The sequence below is a fragment of the Helcococcus massiliensis genome, from assembly GCF_900258485.1.
In the GTDB taxonomy this organism is placed as follows: domain Bacteria; phylum Bacillota; class Clostridia; order Tissierellales; family Peptoniphilaceae; genus Helcococcus; species Helcococcus massiliensis.
In genome coordinates, this window is record NZ_OGVE01000001.1 from 297,360 (window position 1) to 317,552 (window position 20,193).

At 30.4% G+C, this 20,193-nt stretch carries 21 protein-coding genes and 1 riboswitch; of the genes, 4 read left to right on the top strand and 17 right to left on the bottom strand.

Annotation, left to right across the window (positions count from 1 at the left end):
* Positions 1-33 precede the first annotated feature (33 nt).
* Both ypfJ and C4Q29_RS01400 read right to left on the bottom strand, forming a co-directional pair.
* On the bottom strand, positions 34-912 hold the full coding sequence (ypfJ, locus tag C4Q29_RS01395) for a KPN_02809 family neutral zinc metallopeptidase (RefSeq protein WP_103981038.1): 879 nt from the start codon (positions 910-912) through the stop codon (positions 34-36).
* On the bottom strand, positions 909-2,294 hold the full coding sequence (locus C4Q29_RS01400) for a CCA tRNA nucleotidyltransferase (RefSeq protein WP_103981039.1): 1,386 nt from the start codon (positions 2,292-2,294) through the stop codon (positions 909-911). The genes ypfJ and C4Q29_RS01400 overlap by 4 nt, the downstream gene beginning before the upstream one ends.
* Positions 2,295-2,377: 83 nt before the next feature.
* Between C4Q29_RS01400 and C4Q29_RS01405 the strand changes: the two genes are divergently transcribed.
* On the top strand, positions 2,378-3,079 hold the full coding sequence (locus C4Q29_RS01405) for a GntR family transcriptional regulator (RefSeq protein ID WP_234994007.1): 702 nt from the start codon (positions 2,378-2,380) through the stop codon (positions 3,077-3,079).
* A 54-nt stretch (positions 3,080-3,133) separates the two neighbouring features.
* Here the strand turns inward: C4Q29_RS01405 and nagA are convergent, their stop codons facing one another.
* The 6 genes from nagA to C4Q29_RS01435 all read right to left on the bottom strand — a co-directional run bounded on the left by nagA (position 3,134) and on the right by C4Q29_RS01435 (position 7,118).
* On the bottom strand, positions 3,134-4,270 hold the full coding sequence (nagA, locus tag C4Q29_RS01410) for an N-acetylglucosamine-6-phosphate deacetylase (protein WP_103981041.1): 1,137 nt from the start codon (positions 4,268-4,270) through the stop codon (positions 3,134-3,136).
* Between the two features lie 61 nt (positions 4,271-4,331).
* A complete protein-coding gene (locus tag C4Q29_RS01415; protein WP_103981042.1) occupies positions 4,332-5,510 on the bottom strand; it encodes a cation:proton antiporter in 1,179 nt (392 codons plus the stop codon).
* Positions 5,511-5,543: 33 nt separating this feature from the next.
* Positions 5,544-5,614: riboswitch (Fluoride riboswitch) on the bottom strand.
* 27 nt (positions 5,615-5,641) lie between these two features.
* Positions 5,642-6,139, bottom strand: coding sequence for an AAA family ATPase (locus C4Q29_RS01420; RefSeq protein WP_103981043.1), 498 nt, complete (start codon positions 6,137-6,139; stop codon positions 5,642-5,644).
* An 85-nt stretch (positions 6,140-6,224) separates the two neighbouring features.
* A complete protein-coding gene (locus tag C4Q29_RS01425) occupies positions 6,225-6,479 on the bottom strand; it encodes an HPr family phosphocarrier protein (RefSeq protein WP_103981044.1) in 255 nt (84 codons plus the stop codon).
* 114 nt (positions 6,480-6,593) lie between these two features.
* On the bottom strand, positions 6,594-6,866 hold the full coding sequence (locus C4Q29_RS01430) for a GNAT family N-acetyltransferase (RefSeq protein ID WP_103981045.1): 273 nt from the start codon (positions 6,864-6,866) through the stop codon (positions 6,594-6,596).
* Positions 6,867-6,875: 9 nt separating this feature from the next.
* On the bottom strand, positions 6,876-7,118 hold the full coding sequence (locus C4Q29_RS01435; RefSeq protein WP_103981046.1) for a pro-sigmaK processing inhibitor BofA family protein: 243 nt from the start codon (positions 7,116-7,118) through the stop codon (positions 6,876-6,878).
* A gap of 107 nt (positions 7,119-7,225) precedes the next feature.
* On the opposite strand from C4Q29_RS01435, the gene C4Q29_RS01440 reads away from it, so the two are divergent.
* Complete coding sequence (locus C4Q29_RS01440; RefSeq protein WP_200813095.1) at positions 7,226-8,938, top strand: hypothetical protein; 1,713 nt, start codon at positions 7,226-7,228, stop codon at positions 8,936-8,938.
* 39 nt (positions 8,939-8,977) lie between these two features.
* On the opposite strand, the gene C4Q29_RS01445 is transcribed toward C4Q29_RS01440, so the two are convergent.
* The gene (locus tag C4Q29_RS01445) at positions 8,978-9,880 is read right to left on the bottom strand and encodes a diacylglycerol/lipid kinase family protein (protein WP_103981047.1); all 903 of its coding nucleotides are present in this window, start codon (positions 9,878-9,880) and stop codon (positions 8,978-8,980) included.
* 8 nt (positions 9,881-9,888) lie between these two features.
* Positions 9,889-11,376, bottom strand: a complete 1,488-nt coding sequence (locus C4Q29_RS01450; RefSeq protein WP_103981048.1) for a DUF1846 domain-containing protein — start codon at positions 11,374-11,376, stop codon at positions 9,889-9,891.
* A gap of 95 nt (positions 11,377-11,471) precedes the next feature.
* On the opposite strand from C4Q29_RS01450, the gene C4Q29_RS01455 reads away from it, so the two are divergent.
* Positions 11,472-11,945, top strand: a complete 474-nt coding sequence (locus C4Q29_RS01455; protein ID WP_103981049.1) for a methylglyoxal synthase — start codon at positions 11,472-11,474, stop codon at positions 11,943-11,945.
* A gap of 53 nt (positions 11,946-11,998) precedes the next feature.
* Here the strand turns inward: C4Q29_RS01455 and C4Q29_RS01460 are convergent, their stop codons facing one another.
* The 7 genes from C4Q29_RS01460 to C4Q29_RS01490 all read right to left on the bottom strand — a co-directional run bounded on the left by C4Q29_RS01460 (position 11,999) and on the right by C4Q29_RS01490 (position 19,319).
* Positions 11,999-14,140: a sensor histidine kinase gene (locus C4Q29_RS01460; RefSeq protein WP_103981050.1), complete on the bottom strand. Its 2,142-nt coding sequence runs from the start codon at positions 14,138-14,140 to the stop codon at positions 11,999-12,001.
* 1 nt (position 14,141) lies between these two features.
* Positions 14,142-14,852, bottom strand: coding sequence for a response regulator transcription factor (locus tag C4Q29_RS01465; protein ID WP_103981051.1), 711 nt, complete (start codon positions 14,850-14,852; stop codon positions 14,142-14,144).
* A gap of 193 nt (positions 14,853-15,045) precedes the next feature.
* The gene (locus C4Q29_RS01470) at positions 15,046-16,752 is read right to left on the bottom strand and encodes a DUF2207 family protein (RefSeq protein ID WP_103981052.1); all 1,707 of its coding nucleotides are present in this window, start codon (positions 16,750-16,752) and stop codon (positions 15,046-15,048) included.
* A gap of 1 nt (position 16,753) precedes the next feature.
* Positions 16,754-17,299 (bottom strand): LemA family protein, encoded by a 546-nt coding sequence (locus C4Q29_RS01475; RefSeq protein ID WP_200813096.1) that lies wholly within the window; start codon positions 17,297-17,299, stop codon positions 16,754-16,756.
* A gap of 8 nt (positions 17,300-17,307) precedes the next feature.
* Positions 17,308-18,036, bottom strand: a complete 729-nt coding sequence (locus tag C4Q29_RS01480) for a TrmH family RNA methyltransferase (RefSeq protein WP_103981054.1) — start codon at positions 18,034-18,036, stop codon at positions 17,308-17,310.
* Between the two features lie 75 nt (positions 18,037-18,111).
* Positions 18,112-18,852, bottom strand: coding sequence for a copper homeostasis protein CutC (locus C4Q29_RS01485; RefSeq protein WP_103981055.1), 741 nt, complete (start codon positions 18,850-18,852; stop codon positions 18,112-18,114).
* A gap of 14 nt (positions 18,853-18,866) precedes the next feature.
* Positions 18,867-19,319, bottom strand: coding sequence for an 8-oxo-dGTP diphosphatase (locus C4Q29_RS01490; RefSeq protein ID WP_103981056.1), 453 nt, complete (start codon positions 19,317-19,319; stop codon positions 18,867-18,869).
* A gap of 78 nt (positions 19,320-19,397) precedes the next feature.
* Between C4Q29_RS01490 and C4Q29_RS01495 the strand changes: the two genes are divergently transcribed.
* Positions 19,398-20,171, top strand: coding sequence for an alpha/beta hydrolase (locus tag C4Q29_RS01495; protein WP_103981057.1), 774 nt, complete (start codon positions 19,398-19,400; stop codon positions 20,169-20,171).
* The last annotated feature ends 22 nt before the right edge of the window (positions 20,172-20,193 follow it).

Below are 20,193 nucleotides of genomic sequence, written 5' to 3' on the forward strand. Positions count from 1 at the left end.
GTTAGAATTTTCTAACACTTGTTTCATTTTAAATTAGTTATTTACAAGTTCAAAAGTATTACCATGTTCCAAATCTCCATACTTATAGCCTCTCATAAACCATTCACTTCTTTGTTTAGACGTCCCATGTTGGAAAGTATCTGGATTGGCTCTCCTGCCTGACATTTCTTGTATCCTATCGTCACCTACTCCTGATGCTGCTGCTAAACCTTCTTCAACATCACCCGGATCTAAGTAACCTTTTGATCCTACATAATGGGCAAATACTCCTGCATAATAGTCAGCCTGTAATTCTAGATTTACCATTTGTCTATTAAACTCTTTGTCGCTCACCCTACCTCTTAAACTATGGACTTTATTTAAAGCTCCAGTTTGCAATTGGACATGGTGGCCAACTTCATGAGCTAAAACATAGGCAAAAGGAAAATCACCTTTAGCACCGAAGGTAGTTCTTAATTGTTTAGCAAATTCAACATCTATATAAATCGATTGGTCTGCACTACAGTAAAAAGGTCCCATTCTATTGGAAGCAAGTCCACATCCTGAATTAACTTGGTTTTGGTATAAAACTAAAGTAGGTTCTACATATTTAGAGCCATGTTCAGCAAAAATTTCACCCCATACATCCTCAGTATCTGCTAAAACTACAGATAAAAACTTTTCTATTTCAGCCTCTTCTTCTGACCTTGGCACATATTCTTCCACATTTTGTGAGCTTCTACCCTGGTCAACTCCAATTCCACTTCCTATAAGTTGGAATGGATTAATATTAAATAATAAAGAAACAGCTAATAAAATTACAATACCTGTCCCTCCTAAACCACCTACAAGACCACCAAGTCCTCCCGGTACTCCTTGGCCACCTGATGATTTTCTTACATTATCGGATTCTCTCCTACCCTTCCATTTCATAAATTTTTCTCCTCATATTTTTTACTTATACTTTTATAATACCCTAAAATTTGTTTTAAGGATTCTTTTTTTTCAATTCCTGCTAACCTATGTTTTAAAGATAGGTCTAACAAGTCATTGAAAATTTCACCTTCTTCAATACCCAAGTCTATTAAATCCTTACCTTTCACATAGTCCTTTTCCATATATGTTTTAAAGATTTCATATCTTTCATAAAGAAATTTTGATGGATCTTCTTTTTCATAAATAGAAAAACTTGCTTTGTTATCAGCTATTGCTAATAGTATCAAATCATTTGGACTTATGGATTCATAAAACATTTTATTTGTACTTTTTATTTTTGATTTATCCTTAGCCATTATGTTAGGTTTCATATGTAATTCTGTCATATTGAGTACATATTTCAAAATCTTTTTATTTGTTGTAAGTCTTTTTATAAAAATTTCCGCAAGCGGCAAACCTGTGATTTCATGCTTATAGGCATGTACTTTTCCTTCTATTATTTCAGTTGAAACTATCTTTCCAAAATCATGACAAAGACTAGCCAATAAAAAAGATAATCCCAGCTCACTCTTTTCTAACATATTTGCAGCTTCATCTAAAACCATCATGGTATGCCTATAAACATCTCCTTCTAAATGATGTTCTCTGCTTTGCTGTACACCTTTAAGTTTTTCAATCTCAGGAAACCAATAATTTAACTGTTCCATCTCTTCTAATCCTTCAAAAAAGATTGATGGTCTTTCTGACATAAGTAACGCTTTTTTTAACTCACTAAAAACTCTCTCTTTGGATAAATTTGATAGGTCTATTTTCTTTGACAAATCAATAGTTTCAATATCTATACCAAAAGAAAACCTAGCAGCAAACATTGCAGCCCTCAAAACCCTTAATGGATCCTCGTCATATTTATTATCATTGACATGTCTTATTATTTTATTTTCAATATCAGAAATTCCATTAAAAGGATCTATAAATTCTCCAGTTAAAATATCTTGCATTATAGCATTTATAGTGAAATCTCTTCTTTCACATGCCTCATATATCCCCATATTAGGATCTATATTTACAGAAAAATCTTGGTGCTTATCTCCAATTTTTTTCTCACTTCTAGGTAGGGCTATATCTATATTGTATCCTAATAATTTATATACCGGAAAAAACCTACCTATCTTGCTATATGGTCCTATTTCTTCCAATATATTTATGAGATCTCTTTCTGTAATATTATGAACTTCAATATCTATATCAAGTTCTTTATCATTTTCATTTTTATACAAAAACTTATCTCTTACAAATCCACCCACAAAGTAAGCTCTTCCAGATTTATTATTAACTTTTTTTGCTAATAGACTCGCCATCTCTAAATCATTCTTTTTCATAAACTTATTATATCAAATTAACAGATATAAGTGTTTTATATTATATAAATATGGTATAATTATTACAAATAAAGAGGTGGATTATGGTTTTATATCACGAATTATTAAATCTATTGAAAAAAGAAGTTACAAAAATGGATGTAGGGGCAAAATTGCCTTCTGAAAGGCAGCTATGTTTAGACCATGACGTTTCAAGAACTACAGTCAGGTCTGCTATAGCAGAGTTAGAAAGATCCGGATATGTTGAAAGATTGCAAGGTAAAGGAACTTTTGTTTCTAGACCTCCTAAGAGACAAAACTTGTCTAATTATTATTCTTTTACAGACCAGACTAGATCTTTAGGCAAAACTCCAAGAACTATCATCTTGGACTTTAATGTGACTAACAAACCAGCTTATATTAATAAGAATCTAGGAATAGCAGATGAGGATAATTTTATCTCCTTTACTAGATTAAGACTAGCTGACGATGAAAAGATGCTTTTAGAAACAACCTATGTACCTTATGAAGGTTTTGAAGAGCTTACAAGAGACCTACTAAACACTTATCCTTTATATAATATTTTTGAAAATTATTATAATCTTAAAGTTTATAAGGTAAGGGAAGATTTTTCTGTAGACAAGGTTAATAAAGACCAAGCTGAAAAGTTAGGTATTAAGCTTGATACCCCAGTTTTGAAAATTAAAAGAACTTCTTACGATAAAAAGTCTAGAATAATTGAATTTACTGTTAGTTATGCAAGAGCTGATATCTTCAATTATGAAACTATATATTATCCAAATTAAGGAAAAGACTCAAAGTAAAACTTTGAGTCTTTTTTATCTATAAAAATATAATTTTTAAGCTTTATAAACAGATTTACCATCTAAATAAGTTTCAACTAAGGATAAATCTTCATTTAATACTATAAAGTCTGCATCTCTTCCATCTTTCAAGATACCGCATCTATCATCTATTCCAACTGAAGCAGCAGCATTTTTACTTGCCATATCTATAGCTTGTTTTTTATCTGCTATATTCCAATCATAGACATTTTTTACACCATCAATTAAATCTAAAATAGAACCAGCTAAAGAGCCATTTTTTAATCTTGCTTGGCCATCTTTTACAATTACATCAAATTCTCCTAGTTTTGACTTGCCTTCACCCATACCTCCTGCCATCATGCAGTCTGTTATAAGTAAAATATTATCATGACCTTTGGTTTTCATAGCTATTCCAGCTGCAGCAGGATGAACATGGTGACCATCACAAATTAATTCAGCATAAGCATCTGAGTACAACGCAGCACCAACCATTCCAGGTTCTCTATGATGTAAACCTCTCATACCATTATATAGGTGTATGAATATATTTGCTCCTGCATTAACTGCATCCATAGCAGTATCAAAGCCTGCATCAGAATGAGCTAGGGCTACATAAACACCCATTTTTTTAGCTTCTTTAATAAATTCTACTGTTCCTTTTCTCTCTGGCGCTATGGCTATTTTTTTTATTAAACCACCTGATAGTTCTTGCCAATGTCTTAATTTTTCAATGCTTGGATCTGACATATAAGCAGGATTTTGAGCCCCTTTATGTTCTTCAGTAAAGAAAGGACCTTCCATAAATATTCCTTGAACCTTTGCCCCTTCAACTTGCTTGTACTCTTCACCTATTACCTTAACAGCATTATTTAGAGTTTCGTATGATGATGTAAGGGTAGTAGGTAAAAATGATGTAACACCCATTTGTAAAACACCCTTAGACATTATATTTAGAGTACCCGGTTCTCCATCAGTAATGTCTACATTGTGATAACCATGCACATGAGTATCTACCAATCCTGGTGCTATATACTTATCTGAATAATCTATATATTCACCATCATATTTTTTTTCTATAGATACAATCTTCCCATCTTCTACAATTAAAAAAGCATTGTTGAATACTTCATTTTCCGCAAATATTTTTTTTGCCTTATAAGCAGTTTTCATATTTAAGCCCCTTTCTTATTACTGTATATAATTATACACCTAATATTAGTAATGTTAAAAATTATTTTTCTAAAAACTTTTTATAGGTCTTATCTATTAATAAAGCACCAAGTGGAGCTGTATATAGAATTGATACAACCGCAACAGATAGGATTAAATCTCCTACATCTAAACCATAGGATAAAGCTACCCCACCTATGGCAGCTTGCACAGTAGCCTTAGGTAAATATGCTAGCATAGAAAAAGTTTTTTCTTTTTTATTTAAATCTGAAGATATCATAGATATTAGTACTCCAATCATTCTAAAAATTAGTCCTATAGTAATAATAACTATAGCCAAGAGCCACATATTCTTAGCATAAGTAATATTTATACTTGCTCCAACAAGTGTAAATAAAGAGATTTCAAATATAGACCAAAAATTATTATATTTTTCACTTATATCGTTTTTTAGACCTATATCCTTCATATTTATAGTCATCCCCATAGCCATAATAGCAATTAATGATGAATATTTGATAGGACTTAAAATTTGCATTTCTAAATAATAAAGAAGCATTGAAATAGCCAAAATAAAAATACTTTTTTCTAAATTCTTTAATTTTATTATCTTTAATATTTTTGATATTGCTATGCCTGTTAAATAACCTATAAAAATACCTAAAATAATTGATACGGGTATATTTACAAAGGATAAATAAGCATTATTAGAAGTGCCTGTAAACAAAGATAAGATTGAAGTAAAAATTACTATAACATATATATCATCAACAGATGAAGCAGCAAGTATCATTTGACCAATAGCTTTATTATTACCATATCCTTTTTCAATAATCTTTATCATCCTAGGTACCACAACTGCTGGTGATACTGCAGCCAAGACTGACCCAAGTAATGCAGCTTCTAATAGGCTTATTTTAAATATCAAATGGGCAAATATTGTTATCCCTAGTATTTCGATGCTAGCAGGTATAAAGGCCAATAAAATAGACCTGATACCAGCCTTCCTTAAGTCATCTAAGTTTAAGGTTAGGCCAGCTCTGGTTAAAACGATTATAAGGGCAATGGTCCTTAATTCTGCTGACATATTTAATACTTTTTCATCAATTAAATTCAAAACATATGGCCCTATTATAATACCTGATAAAATCATGCCTATTAAACTTGGTAACTTAATTTTCTTAAATATAAAATTAGATATTATACCCAAAATAAATATCAAGGCTAAAGATAAATACATAATTTCCTCCATAAAAAAAGCTGAAGATTCTACGGCAACGTAGAAGTCATCAGCACAAGTGCGGTTTAGTATAAACTAGGGAGACATTCATTCCCTTATATAAGTAAATATAACAAAATAATATATTAATATCAATCATTTGTTATATCATGGATTATCATATTTACAATTTCCTCTTTACTTAGTTCTTTTGTAATAATTTTTTCAGAAATAAAGCCTAAAAAATCTCTATCTTGCCACCATCTTTTCATCTCTTCTTTGCCGAATTCTTTGACCTTCCACCTAGTCTCGTGTCTTTTCAAGGTCTCTTCAAAAGGAAGATCAAAATAGTAAGCATATATTTCATCTCCATAAAGATCTCTGGCATATTTTAATAACTTCTCATATTGGTGTTTTTTAAATATTCCATCCATAATTGTAATTGGGTTGTTTTCATGGCCGTAGCTAAGTATATGCATAGCTAAGGCTTGGGTATATTCATCCCCACCTTCTAAAGCGTAAACCATATCTCTTGATACATTATCTTGTGATATCATCAGAGTATTTATTCCAAAATGTCTTTGTAAGGCCCTGGCAACTGTAGACTTGCCAGATCCAGAATTCCCTCTTAATATAATTAATTTATTCATATTACCACCTTACTATACAAAAAAAACCTTAATCTTAAGAATTAAAGTTTTTATTGTTTATACATACTTGTACATAAATACCTACTTATAGCTTTTCTAAAAGATTTACTAAAGCATCTACTGCTTCTTCTGCATCTTCTCCTTCAGCCTTTATAGTTATAAGATCATCTTTTCTACCACTCATAGATAAAATTGACATAATAGATTTACCATTATATTGTTTATCATCTTTCCATACCTCTATATGGGAAGAATACTTAATTGCTTCTTGGATAAAAAGAGAAGCTGGTCTAGCATGCAAACCTATTTCGTTATTTATTCTAACTTGTTTTTCTACCATTGCTCCCTCCTACTAGATACCATATATGTATATGATTATAGCACATTTTTTTTGTATTTACTATAAAATGATAAAGTTTTCATTATTTACTAAATACAAAAAAATACCAGGGACTTATTTTAAAAGTCCTTGGTATTCTTCATGTTTTTCAAAATATTTTACAGTGTAAGGGCACACTGGAACTATTTTAAGATTTTCTTTTTCAGCATAGGCTATAACTTCTTTTGTAAGTTTACCTGCTATCCCCTGTCCTCTTAAGCTACCATCAACAAAAGTAGACACAACTCTTAAGTCACCATCTTCATCTCTTTCGATTTTTATATAAGCTGTTGGATTATCTACATCTCCCATGTAAAATAAATCATCTTTTAACTTAATATCTTCCATTCTTACCTCCTAATTTAAAATTAGTAATAAAACTATACCAGGAACTCCTAGTAAACCTGCAACGATAGCATTTAAAGCATTTATTTCTATATTTAATCCCAAGATTGAACCTAAGGCATTAAAAATAACTAAAAGTACTAAACCAATTGCGCCATTCCATAATAATTTTATTATAACTGACATTGACACTCTTAGTATTTTTAATACTATATATAAAAATAATATGGCTATTATACCTAATACTATTGACATATATCCTCCATTTCATAATTTATGAATAATACCTCTATTAATATAATTTTACCATGATATAATAAAATTGTTAATATTGATAAAAATATTAACAGAAAGGAATTTATATGTGGAATTTTAACTTCGATTGGAATAATGATGAAAACAATGAAGGAAAAGAGGATAATACTTTTAATATAAAAGATATTTTTAATAAGACTGATAAAAATATGAAAAGTAAGTTTAGGCAAAAACAAAGAAAAACAGCCTTAACCATAGCTTTTCTATATGCACTTATAAGCTATTATATTCTATTACCTTCACTTAATATACATTCAAGGGACGCTTGGATTTATGTAGGAACTATACTAGCAATTCTAGTTTTTGTAGGAGGAAAGTCTTTAAGACCTTATAAAGCTATCAGGTATACTTTTGCTTTTATGCTTGTAGCCTTTGGTATCTTAAACTTATTTGGTTCAAAGATAATACAATCTAAAAACTATGCTAAACTTATAAATCCTATTTCTTCTAATTTTAAGGAAGACATAGAAGAACTTCCTATAGATAAAATACCAACCCTAGATAGAGACTCCTCTATTAAGTTAGGAGCTAGAAAAATGGGTGAGCTTTTAGATTTAGTATCTCAATTTGATATAGATGACACAACCTATACTCAAATTAACTATAAGGATGCTCCTTACAGGGTTACTCCTTTGAAATATAATAGTTTTATTAAATACATTACAAATATGAGAGAGGGTCTACCAGGCTACCTAAAAATAGACATAGTTGATGGTGATGCTGATCTTGTTAAATTAGAAAATAAAATAAAATATTCAAAAGAAGACTACTTCTTTAGGGATATCTATAGGTATACTAGATTGAGATATCCATTTGAAATACTTGGACAAGCTTCATTTGAAATTGATGAAGAAGGAACACCATATTGGATAATATCTACTTATAAAACTAAAGTAGGATTTTTCGATGGTTTAGATGTAAATGGAGCAATTTTAGTTAATGCAGTAAATGGTGACCACCAAAAATATAGTTTAGAAGAAATCCCTACTTGGGTTGATAGGGTTCATTCGGCAGAAAATATTATAGACCAATTAGATTGGAACGGTAAATACCAAGGCGGATATTTAAACTCCATCTTCACTCAAAAAAATGTGCTAAGAACAACTGAAGGTTATAACTATTTAGCCTTAGACGATGATGTTTACCTATACACAGGCTACACATCTGTTGCAGCAGACGAATCAAACGTTGGATTTGTTTTAGTAAATATGAGAACTAAGGATGCCAAATTCTATCCTGTATCCTCCGCAAAAGAATATTCTGCAATGGAATCAGCAGAAGGTGCAGTTCAAGAGAAAGAATATAAAGCAACCTTCCCACTATTATTAAATATAGATGGAAAACCAACATATTTCTTATCACTTAAGGATAATGCTGGACTTATTAAACAATATGCCTTTATAGATGCTCAAAACTATCAAAATGTTTCAACTGGCGCATCTGTTACCCAGGCACTTACAAACCATAGACAAGCAAATCCTATGCGTACAGGTGATAATCCAACAGAAAATATTGAATATTTAGACGGTGAAGGCACAATCATAGATATTAGAGAAGCTGTTGTAGACGGCAATACTTATTATTACATTTTAATGGATAATACAAATAAAGTATTAAATGAAGAAAATCCAAATGAGATTTATGTAGCGTCTATTAAAGTTTCAAATAAGCTACCATTCTTGAAAAACGAAAAGATTAAATTTAAATATTATAAGAATGGAAATATAAATGAAATTGTAAGTCTTGAAGATAATGAATAAAACTAATGGTGCAGACAATTGTCTGCACCATTTTTATACTTATTTTTTTGGAACATATACTTTAATTTTATCTGATACAACCTCTACTTCAATTGGTAAATCTGGTCCTTGGTCACCATCAATATCAATATGAACTTGGTCATCATTTAGATTTTTAATAGTCAGTTTTTTTCCTCTCATAAATTCAACTATATCAGAATTTTTAACATCTCCAAAAAAGGCTTCAATTCCAACCCTAGCCTTAGTCCATAAGGACTTATCTTTTAATATAAAAAGATTCATCATGCCATCATCACATGAGGCATCCAAGTTAGAAACTTTTATCGGTCCTAGTTTTTCTGACATAGTTACAACTAAATGATCAACATTACCTTCATATTTTTTCCCGTCTAATTCAACGCTAAGATTATATTGCTTATCATTTCCTATATTTTTAAATATATTACTTACATAGGCAAAAAAGCCAAATTTTTCTTTATCTTCATTACTTACTTCATGTACTGATTCAGAAATATTTCCTATACTTAATAAAAAGGAAAAAGCTTTTCCATTTACCAGACCAATGTCTATCTTTTTAGGATTTTCATAATCTAATTGGTCAATTACCTTATTTTGATTTTGGCTATATCCTAGAGCTTGAGATAAGATATTTCCTGTTCCAGCAGGATATATCAATAAAGCTGGCGGGTTATCAAATTCAATTAAGCCTTGTAATATCTCAGCAATAGTGCCATCACCTCCCACTGAGCAAATAGAAGTAAATCCTTCTTCTACCGCATATTTAACCAAGTCAGTGGCATGCCCTTTTCTTTCAGTATATTTTACATCTACATATTTAAAATATTCAGATAATTTAGTCCTTAAATAATCTTCCTTTTCCTTACTTTCAGATCTACCTGATTCAGGATTAGCAATCACTAAAATACTATCTAATTTATCCATACATACTCCTAGTAATTTTTAAATAAGCCCTTTGTCCTGAATTTTGGAGACTGGGTAAAACTTATTCCTAAATTTCTTAATATTTCTTTATCATTTGCTTCCTGCATAACTGTGGAATGCCCTTCTAATCCCTTTAATTTATCTAGTTGAGTTAAGGCTTGGTGGGATAAAGGATTTGTTGTAGCTGACATAGCAAGAGCTATCATCACCTCATCCAAGTGTAAGATAGACTTATCTTCAGATTGTAGGCTATCTTTCAACTCAAGTATAGGTTCCAAAATATTTGGTGATATAAGTGGTATATCATCATTAATATTGGCATAGATTTTTAGGGCATTTAGTATACATGCAGATGGAGCATTAAGAAGTTTTGTCTGTCTACCTGTAACTATTTGTCCATCTTCTAGTTGCAAAGCAAAGGCTGGTGATTGACTATCTTTAGCCTTTTTTCTTGACCTGCTTACTACCTTACGAATAGAGCTAGAAATTTTTAATTGCTTCATTAAAAGCTCTATTTTATCTAACTCACTCCTACTTGCTTTTCCAGTTTTTATATCGCATAAGCTATCAAAATACCTTCTAATGATTTCTTGTTTTGAAGCCTCTTCTACAGCCTTATTATCTTCAATACAAAATCCTACCATATTTACACCCATGTCTGTAGGTGATTTATATGGTGAATAGCCCATGATTTCTGTTAAAATAGTTTCTAAAATTGGATAAGCTTCAACATCACGATTATAATTTGTTGCCATTTGTCCATAGGCCTCTAAATGATATGGATCAATCATATTTACATCATTTAGATTTGCTGTCGCTGCCTCATAAGCTAGGTTTACCGGGTGTCTAAGATTTAAATTCCAAACTGGGAAGGTTTCAAATTTAGCATAACCTGCCTTTATTCCCCTTTTATTTTCATGGTACATTTGAGATAAGCAAACTAAAAGCTTACCTGATCCTGGTCCAGGACCTGTAACTACAACTAAGGGTTTTTTTGTTTTTACATACTCATTTTTTCCAAAGCCTTCGTCACTAACTATTTTCTCAACATTGTGAGGGTAACCAAAGATTGTATAAGATAAGTAGGTCTTGATTCCCATAGAATTTAGATAATCTTTAAATTTTATGGCATCAGGCTGGTTTTCAAATTGATTTATCATAACTCCAGCTATATCGAATCCTACATGCATAAACGAATCTATAAGTCTAAGAGTCTCCCCATCATAGCCTATACCTAAATCCCCTCTTATTTGATTATTTTCAATATCGTGGGCATTTACAACAATGATGACCTCTGCCTTATCTTTAAGCTTTAGAAGCATCTTTAATTTTGCATCTTCTTCAAAACCAGGCAATACTCTTGCAGCATGACCATCATCAAATAATTTACCACCAAATTCTAGGTACAGTTTATTATCAAACTTATTTATTCTTTCTAAAATATGTTCTGATTGTAATTTTATGTATTTATCATTGTTAAAAGCTTTTGTTTTCATATATTCCCTCTTTTTATATATACCAAATTATACCATATTTACCTGTATTATACAGTCAAAATAATATATAATAATATAAAAGAATAGGAGGAAATATGCACACACCATATGTAAAAGTATTAGTTCCTAAAAAGAAAAGAATAGCGCTTGTAGCTCATGATGACACCAAGACTGAATTATTTGCTTGGATGTATGATAAAATTGATATCTTAAAAAAACATAGCTTATGTGGAACAGGTACTACTTCTACTATTATTAGAGAAAATTTTGACTTGGAAATTAAATCTTATTTCAGTGGTCCCTTAGGCGGAGACCAACAAATTGGAGCTGCTATAGCCAATGGAGAAATTGACATTTTAATATTCTTTTGGGATCCCATGTCGGCCCAACCACATGATCCTGATGTTAAAGCTTTGTTAAGGACAGCAGTCCTTTACGATGTACCAACAGCCCAATCTCCAACCGGTGCTGATTTCATCTTCAACTCTGAACTTTTTGACCAAGAATATTATAAGTATATTCCAAACACAGCAGTAAATGTAGAAGAAAGAGTAGACCAATTATCTTAAAATAGAAGAAAAGATCTTTGCTAATAGATTAATATTAACAAAGATCTTTTTTATTAAAATTCTATTTTTACTATAAATAAGTCACCAATTATATCTATAGTAAATCTACCATTTTGTAGGTCTGTTAGTGATGATGCTATAGATAAACCTAAGCCTGATCCTTCAGTGTTTCTTGACTCGTCTCCTCTTTTAAATCTTTCCATTAGTTCAGATGGAGATATATTTAAGGCATATTTTGATATATTTTTAATAGTTATTGTCTTATCCTTCATATCCATATAAACTCTGGTACCTTCTAAAGCATATTTATATATATTTGAAAAGACATTTTCAAATATTCTATAAGTTTGCTGACCATCTAGAGATACTATTTCTTCTTCATCTGGAATATTCACTATTAATTCTAATTCCTTATCTTCAAATTTATCTATCCACTCTCCCAAGGCTTGATTAAAGATTTCTCTCAAATCTATGTCTGTAAAATGTAAATCTACATTGTTAGAATTTAACTTTGATACTTCAAAAAGCGACTCTATCAAAGCCTTAAGCCTCAATGATTTTTGATGAATAGTTTCAGCATATTTTTTTACATCTTCAATATCTGTATTTTCATCATTTATCAATTGTGAATAGTTAATGATAGATGTCAAAGGAGTCTTTAAATCGTGGCTGACATTTGTTACCAATTCAGTCTTCATTCTTTGTGACTCTATTTGTTTTTCTACAGCTGTTTCTAGAGATTCTCCCGCCTTATTTATATTAGCTGATAATTTTTTTAGAGAATTTTCTTCTGAAACTCTTGATTCATAATTTCCTACTGAATATTCCTCACTTATGCTTTGTATTTCTCTAATATCACCATATATCTTTTTAGCTATCTTGAAAAAAATTAGTAGGGGTATAAGCCCTATTACAAAAACTCTTGGCGAATTAAATAACAAGACGGAAAATATAAACCAAAATCCAAGTATTAAAGCAAAGATTCCAACAAATACTTTTCTATCACTTATATCTACTAGTCTTAAAAAGGACAGTACCATAGTCTTTATCTTTCTAACAATCCAAGATCCTATTTTGTATATAATAGAATTTTGTATTAAAAATGTTTTGTAACCTTTGTAATATATAGATTTAAGTCCTAGTGAGAAATAAGTAATAAGCATTGTCAAAACTGTAAAAGCTACAGTTAAAGTTAAAGTGAAAACTAACTTATTTTCAAATATCCTATATATTATATCCGTGATTTGACTACTATCTACAATATTTTTTAATAGACTAATAGCTACTACTAAAATAATTGGTAATGAAATTATAACTACTTCAATAGGAATTCTTTTCAAACCTTCAAAAACATCATTTTCCTTAAGTTTATGATAGTTCAAGGCCATAATATATATGAAAATAATTAAAGTAAAAGCTAAGGTCCCCCCTAAAATCTTAATTAATATATTCCCAGTATTTATATATTGCTCTTGAGACCTAAATAAAAAACTATTTTCATTAAGATCATAAAAACTTATAAGTTCTAAATTTTTACTTTCATCATTGTCCTTAAAAATATAATTAAAGTCTTTAATTATATTTTCTGCGTATGATTTTATCTTATCATCTTTAAAATCATCTTTGTTAGTTAAAACTGTAGGCTCTTCATCTCCCGATTTTTTTAGTCCTATTATTAAAATCGATTTCTCAGCATAAGCACTAGAGATATCTTCTATACTAGAAAAATCACTTGTTGAATCATATTTTTTTATTGTATTTCTTTCTACATTTACTAATTCTTCATCTTCAGCTTTGTCATAAGTTACCAATTTATTTACACTAGCATTTCTGAATGCTAAATATTCTTTATATTCATCTTCACTCTCAAAACCTAAAATTTCATCCATATTTGTTTTCACAACCAATTCAAAGTTGTGTTTGTCCATATAATCTTTGGTAAATGGTCTATTAGAAATTATTTCATTTTTCCCTTGATACTCAATATCATTCAGTCCAAAAATATCATTTCCATTACGTTCTAATTGGCTTCTCAAATTAGCTAATTGGTTCATAACTTCTGGAGAAGCTCCTATATCAGCTTTGGTATACTGACTTATGTCTACATTCACAATTCCTAGAGAAAATATTAAGATTATTAGCCCTAGGATTGAAAATATAATAGGTCTGCTATAGGCCTTATTTTTATTATTCATCTTACCTCCTACTTGGATCTACAAATTTGTAGCCAATCCCCCATACAACTTGTAAATATTCTGGTTTATTAGGGTCTATTTCAATTTTTTCTCTGATTCTTCTTATATGAACAGTGACAGTCTTAGTATCTAAGGCATACTCTCCCCATACATGTTCATAGATTTCATCACTTGTAAATACCCTATTAGGAGAAGACATCAAAAGTTCCAAAATACCATATTCAATTTGAGTTAAGGCAACAATATCTCCATTTACTTCTATATTCTTTTCATATTCATTTAAAATCAGATTTCCAATTTGAATATTTGAACCATTGCTTACTTGTTTACTTTTATCCTTGTATGAATAAAATCTTCTTAGGTTCGACTTAACTCTAGCAACTAATTCTAAGGGGTTAAATGGCTTGGTTATATAATCATCAGCCCCAATATCAAGTCCCAAAACCTTATCATAATCTTCTCCCTTAGCTGATAAGATTATGATTGGAACATAAGAGATTTCTCTTAGTTTTACTATAGCCTCTTCACCAGTCATATTAGGCATCATTAAGTCCATAATTATCAAGTCAATTTCTTCTTTTTTAAATTTTTCTACAGCCTGCAAGCCATCTTCCGCATACAATACTTGATAATTTGCATTTTTAAGATATATTCCTATTGAATCTCTTATAGCCTTATCATCCTCTGCAACTAGTATTTTATATTCTGACATATCAACCTCCACTATCATATTAACAAGTAACTTTTACTTTTTAACTAACAATTTATTACAAAATTATAAATATTATTATTTCTTATTTAATTATAGGATATATTAATCATTGGTGCTTTAAAATTCAAACAAAAAAACTCTTTCAATCCATAATAGATTAAAAGAGTTTTATACACAATATTTAATTTATTAATTAACGGCTTCCGCCACCAAATCCACCACCGAAGGATCCGCCTCCTCCACCAGTGAAAGTACCTCCTCCACTACCTGAGAAGGATGCCTGTCTGGCAGATGAATATGATCTGTTGGCTGCTCGTGAAAATGCGTTTACCATTCTAAATGTATAGTAAATATCCCAGTTATTGTGGACATATTCAGGATTTACTACTTCAAATTCCTTGTAAACTTTTTCGGCGATTCCTAAATAAGAAGCCCATACTAAATAATCATTCCACAGACGAACTTCCGAAGTTGATCTTTCACTTACTAGTGAGTACTCTTCTAAGTACTTCTTAAATCCATAGATATTATCAGTAAGTCTTTTACCTTCTTCATTTAGTTCATATTTTTCTTTTTTCATCCAAAGAACTTTTTCAGTCTTTAAATCATAATAGTTATTATCAATCAAAAAGTCTTGTGATTTTTGTTCTACCTTATTTAACCACGAAGTAACCTTACTACTATTATTTTTAACATAGTTTGAAAATTCTTTTTCTGTTAGTAAATGATCCTTGCCTGATGCACTTAAAATCATGAAAAATAGTTCATTTTCTATTTCATTTGCAATAGGGCTTAAATCTACAATTTGAAGATTTACTTTTTCTTTTTTGAAAATAAATCCACTTTCATCTTTTTGCTCTTGAATCCTTCCTTCAAAGATCCACTTTAATACAAAGGCAGATAAAAGATCTTGTAATCTACTTTCAGTTAAAAGATAAGTATCTTCAAATGGTTTGTGTGGTATTTCCCTATAATAATTTACATCTTTGCTAGGTTTATATGCTAATTTCTTTATGCCATTACTATTCAATAAAGGACGTAGCATAGCAAAAAAAGTTGCAAATCCTATAAAAGGAATCAAGAAAAAGAAATCTCTTGATGAATCATTTCTTCGATAATAATTGTTATCTTCTATAGTTGAAGATCCATCACCTGATTCTTCATTATATGAAGCCCCATCTAAAGCCTTATCTATAAGTTCTCTACTAGTTATATCTTGCTTGTTTGAAATTTCATACAAGGGACTATCAAAAATTGATAAGACCACCATATAGTTACTGCTGAACATTGACTCAGTAGTCCAACTTTTTAATTCTTGACCTTCAATTTTGGTTTGACCTACATAGCCAAACCCCCATATTTTAACTTGGGGATACTCAAATGTAGTATTCATTTCATCATGGATTGTTAAAGTAGCTTGGTCAATTGGATCCATTCCTTTATTTAGAAATGACCAGTAAAAAGCTTGCTTGCCATCTTCTAAATTAAAAATAAAGTTGGACAAGGTGTATTCTATAGTAAAAGTATGTTGGCCATATTCACCAAAGCCAAAACAAATTTCAAAACCATCACTAGTATAATTTACACCATATTTTCCTGCTTTTTCTTCTCTAGAGGCATCTATATCCCATTCTCCAATATCTTCTAGTTTATTACCAGACTCATCATATACAACATATGAAAGCAGCTCTGATTCACCAAGATTTGCAAAATTAAGATAATGTTCTGTCCCTTCATCTACAGAGAAGGTTCTTGTATCTTTTATAGTTACAGATCCATCCTTATGAATAGTTGCGTCTAAATCAATAGACTGAATAGTCCCAGCCTTTGTAGTATCAACTCCCATCAAAGAAAAGATTAGCACAAAGGCTAGGAATATTTGAGTGAGTCTTTTTTTCATATTATGACCAACTTGGCATATTTGCTTTTTCACTTGATGATTTGAAATATTCTTCCTTAGTAAATCCAAACATGGATGCTATTATATTTGTTGGGAACATTTGTATTTTACTATTTAACTTTGTAACTGTGTCATTGTATACCATTCTTGACATACGTACATTTTCTTCATACTTGTTTACTGAATTCATAGTATTTGTGTAAACTTCAGATGCCTTTAAGTCAGGATAAGCTTCAGCAACTACATTGATTTGTCTCATTACACTATCAAATTTTGCATCATCTTGCTCTACTTCCCTTGCACTTGAGTCTTTATTAATTCCACTTCTACTTGCTGTAATATCTCTTAAGACTTCAGCTTCATGGCTAGAATATTGCTTTGTAGCTTCAATCAGGTTAGATACTGCATCCCATCTTGATTCAATTTGGGCTGATATTTGCCCCATCGCATTTCTTACCATTTCTCTTAATCTTACTAGTCCATTGTAGTTTGATACTACAAATATTGCTAACAATACTACTATTCCTAAAACAATTGCTAAACCCATTATTCCTCCTAAATATTTTTTACCATTGACGCCATTAAAATAGAGCCTGAAACTCCTGCATTTAATGATTCTATCTGTCCTTGCATTGGAATCTTTATTGTTTTATCGGCAAGGTTTTCTATTTCTTTAGAGATCCCCCTACCTTCATTACCTATTACCAGACATAATTTATCAGGATAGGACTCTTTTCTAAAGTCTTTACCATCCATGTCTGCTATATATATTTGGTATTGGTCTAATCCTTTTAAAAAATCATAAGATTTTTCATGTAAATTTAACCTAAATATTGATCCCATACTTGATCTTAAAACTTTTTCATTGTAAAAGTCTACGGAGGAAATAGAAATTATCTTGTTGAAGGCAAAAGCTTCTGCGGACCTGATCAGAGTCCCCATATTACCTGGATCTTGTATCTTATCTAAGACTAGGATTCTATCTGAAATTAAAGTAGTTTCTTTCATCTTCACTATAGCCATGTATCCATCAGGAGTAACCAAAGAAGATATTTTATTGAACAAGTCTTCTTCAATAAAAGTATAGTTAGTAGGATAATTTAAGAAGTCTTTGTCGGACCTTATTAAAACTTCCTCTACTTCTAAGCCAGATAAAAATGCTTCCTCGATAAGTTTTTTACTTTCAATAACAAATGAAGAGTATTCTTTTCTGTACTTTTTTCTTCTAAGTTTATTCACCTTTTTAATTAAATCGTTTGATGGACTTGTTACTATATTTTTCATATTACCTCACAATGAAATTATACCCTATTTAAATACTTTGTAACAAGATTAAATTTCATCAAAAATATATTTTTCTTATAAATTTTCAAGCAGTTTTTTCTTTAATTCAGCTAAAGCTTTTATTTTTTCTAAATCTACACCATAGTAATCAAAATCACCTAAAGAATAATCCACATTTATTGCAGATGACATATCCAAGGATTTTACTCTTGCTGAAGCATGATAGTAAACAACTTCAGTTGAATCTAATAAGTCTATTATATTATCTGGACCTACGCCTGCCCCAACAACTATTTCTATTTTGTCTCCATATAAGGCTTGCATTCTAGCAAGCATATCTTTTGCTTCTATAGCCTTTTCTTTTTGACCAGATGTTAAAATCCTATCTACATGCAGGTCAATCAATTGTTTTATAGTTTCTTCATAATCAAGGCAATTATCTATAGCCCTGTGAAATATTGCTTTTTTACCAGCTTCATGTATTAGGTCTACAAATTCTTTGGTCCTTTCCATGTCTATAGTTAAATCTTCATTTAAAAAACCAAAAACTATCCCATCAATATCTAAATCATTCATTTCCTTAAGATCACTTAGCATAAGCTTGTATTCATCTTCAGAATATATAAAACCACCAGACCTAGGTCTTATCATTACATTTTTCTCTATGTCTTTTAATTTACTTAACTCTTTTATAAGGCCCATAGAAGGTGTCAGACCTCCAAGATGTAAGGCAGAATTAATCTCTATTGAATCAAACTTGTTCTTTTGAGCCTCTACTGCTCCTTGTATATTTTCTACACATAATTCTAATTTCATATCTTCTCCTTATATTATTTAAATTCTTCCTTAATTAGTTTTTGATCTTTATACGTCAATACCACTTCAAAATATTTACCTTTATAGATATCTAAGATATATTCCATACTATCACTTTTTCCCGCCATTGTTTCAAAATTTTTATAGTCTTCAAAAAATAGTTTCCCTTCCCTATTATTTTCTACAAGGTCTCCAGAAAATTTGTTAGCGGTGTAAAGCAGCCCCAGGTCCCTACTATCATTATCCAAATCAATCCAATGGATTATACCATTAAATTCTAAATCACTTACGTCTAAATTAGTTTCTTCTTTAGCTTCTCTTATACAAGAATCATAGACGGATTCACCAGGCTCCACCTTACCACCTGGAAAAGTCAGGCCCTCCCAGCCATATTTCTTTTTCTTGTCTAACACTAAGACTTCATTTTCTTTAATTATTCTTACCATATTCATCAAAATAGTTTTCATTCTTCACACCTTCTATACAATTATATTCTAATATTATTATAGCACTAAAATATATTAATTATTTTCGAGGAGGATTTAATGGAATTAGAAATTTTAGATTACAAATATTATGATGGAAGTATAAGACCCTTGTATATTTTGAGACCAAGTAATTTTGATCCGAATATTAAATATAAAACTATATATTTCTTTGATGGACAGTCGACCTTTGATAAAAGTGAATATACTCTAGAAAATTGGGGTGTTGAAGAAAGTTTTGATAAATTAAATATAGATGACTATATAGCGGTAGGTATATCCCATGCGGGAGAAAATAGGATTTCTGAATACCTGCCTTATGATGCGACTCACAAGGATAAAGTTATAAAATCTAGGCACATAGAATTTGATGATTTTTTTATTAACAATATAATCCCATATATTGAAGATAATTATCCTGTTAAAAAAGATAAATCAGCAAGGTCCCTGATAGGTTCATCTATGGGAGGATTTATGACTGCTTCGTATGCAGCTAAATATAAAGATATTTTTTCTAATTACGGCATATTTTCATTAGCTTCATTTATGGCAAATCCTATAGACTTTATTGAATTCATTGACCAATATGAACTAAATAGAAATTCAAAGTATTTTATTTATGTAGGGGACAAAGAAGGTTACAATGATAAGACTAAAGAGGAAGATAAGGACTTAAGCCAAGCCTACATAAATGAAACAAATAAATTTATGAGCTATTTATTAGCTAAGGGAATAAGTAATTATAAATTAGTTGTCGGAAAAGATGAAAATCATAGTGAAAAAGCATGGAAGAAATATCTAGAAAATTGTTTAGAATTTTTTATAGAAGGATAGCATAAAAACTAGCAGATAGATT

Coding starts and splice junctions, on each gene's coding strand:
- C4Q29_RS01480 (WP_103981054.1), bottom strand. CDS start 18,036: ATGAAAAATATAGTAACAAGTCCATCAAACGATTTAATTAAAAAGGTG.
- C4Q29_RS01445 (WP_103981047.1), bottom strand. CDS start 9,880: ATGGATAAATTAGATAGTATTTTAGTGATTGCTAATCCTGAATCAGGT.
- C4Q29_RS01430 (WP_103981045.1), bottom strand. CDS start 6,866: ATGGAAGATATTAAGTTAAAAGATGATTTATTTTACATGGGAGATGTA.
- C4Q29_RS01420 (WP_103981043.1), bottom strand. CDS start 6,139: ATGAATAAATTAATTATATTAAGAGGGAATTCTGGATCTGGCAAGTCT.
- C4Q29_RS01460 (WP_103981050.1), bottom strand. CDS start 14,140: ATGAATAATAAAAATAAGGCCTATAGCAGACCTATTATATTTTCAATC.
- ypfJ (WP_103981038.1), bottom strand. CDS start 912: ATGAAATGGAAGGGTAGGAGAGAATCCGATAATGTAAGAAAATCATCA.
- C4Q29_RS01450 (WP_103981048.1), bottom strand. CDS start 11,376: ATGAAAACAAAAGCTTTTAACAATGATAAATACATAAAATTACAATCA.
- C4Q29_RS01465 (WP_103981051.1), bottom strand. CDS start 14,852: ATGTCAGAATATAAAATACTAGTTGCAGAGGATGATAAGGCTATAAGA.
- C4Q29_RS01475 (WP_200813096.1), bottom strand. CDS start 17,299: ATGGGTTTAGCAATTGTTTTAGGAATAGTAGTATTGTTAGCAATATTT.
- C4Q29_RS01415 (WP_103981042.1), bottom strand. CDS start 5,510: ATGTATTTATCTTTAGCCTTGATATTTATTTTGGGTATAATATCTAAT.
- C4Q29_RS01425 (WP_103981044.1), bottom strand. CDS start 6,479: ATGGTAGAAAAACAAGTTAGAATAAATAACGAAATAGGTTTGCATGCT.
- nagA (WP_103981041.1), bottom strand. CDS start 4,270: ATGAAAACTGCTTATAAGGCAAAAAAAATATTTGCGGAAAATGAAGTA.
- C4Q29_RS01400 (WP_103981039.1), bottom strand. CDS start 2,294: ATGAAAAAGAATGATTTAGAGATGGCGAGTCTATTAGCAAAAAAAGTT.
- C4Q29_RS01490 (WP_103981056.1), bottom strand. CDS start 19,319: ATGAAAACTATTTTGATGAATATGGTAAGAATAATTAAAGAAAATGAA.
- C4Q29_RS01435 (WP_103981046.1), bottom strand. CDS start 7,118: ATGTCAATAGTATTAGGTATAATAGCCATATTATTTTTATATATAGTA.
- C4Q29_RS01470 (WP_103981052.1), bottom strand. CDS start 16,752: ATGAAAAAAAGACTCACTCAAATATTCCTAGCCTTTGTGCTAATCTTT.
- C4Q29_RS01495 (WP_103981057.1), top strand. CDS start 19,398: ATGGAATTAGAAATTTTAGATTACAAATATTATGATGGAAGTATAAGA.
- C4Q29_RS01405 (WP_234994007.1), top strand. CDS start 2,378: ATGGTTTTATATCACGAATTATTAAATCTATTGAAAAAAGAAGTTACA.
- C4Q29_RS01485 (WP_103981055.1), bottom strand. CDS start 18,852: ATGAAATTAGAATTATGTGTAGAAAATATACAAGGAGCAGTAGAGGCT.
- C4Q29_RS01455 (WP_103981049.1), top strand. CDS start 11,472: ATGCACACACCATATGTAAAAGTATTAGTTCCTAAAAAGAAAAGAATA.
- C4Q29_RS01440 (WP_200813095.1), top strand. CDS start 7,226: ATGTGGAATTTTAACTTCGATTGGAATAATGATGAAAACAATGAAGGA.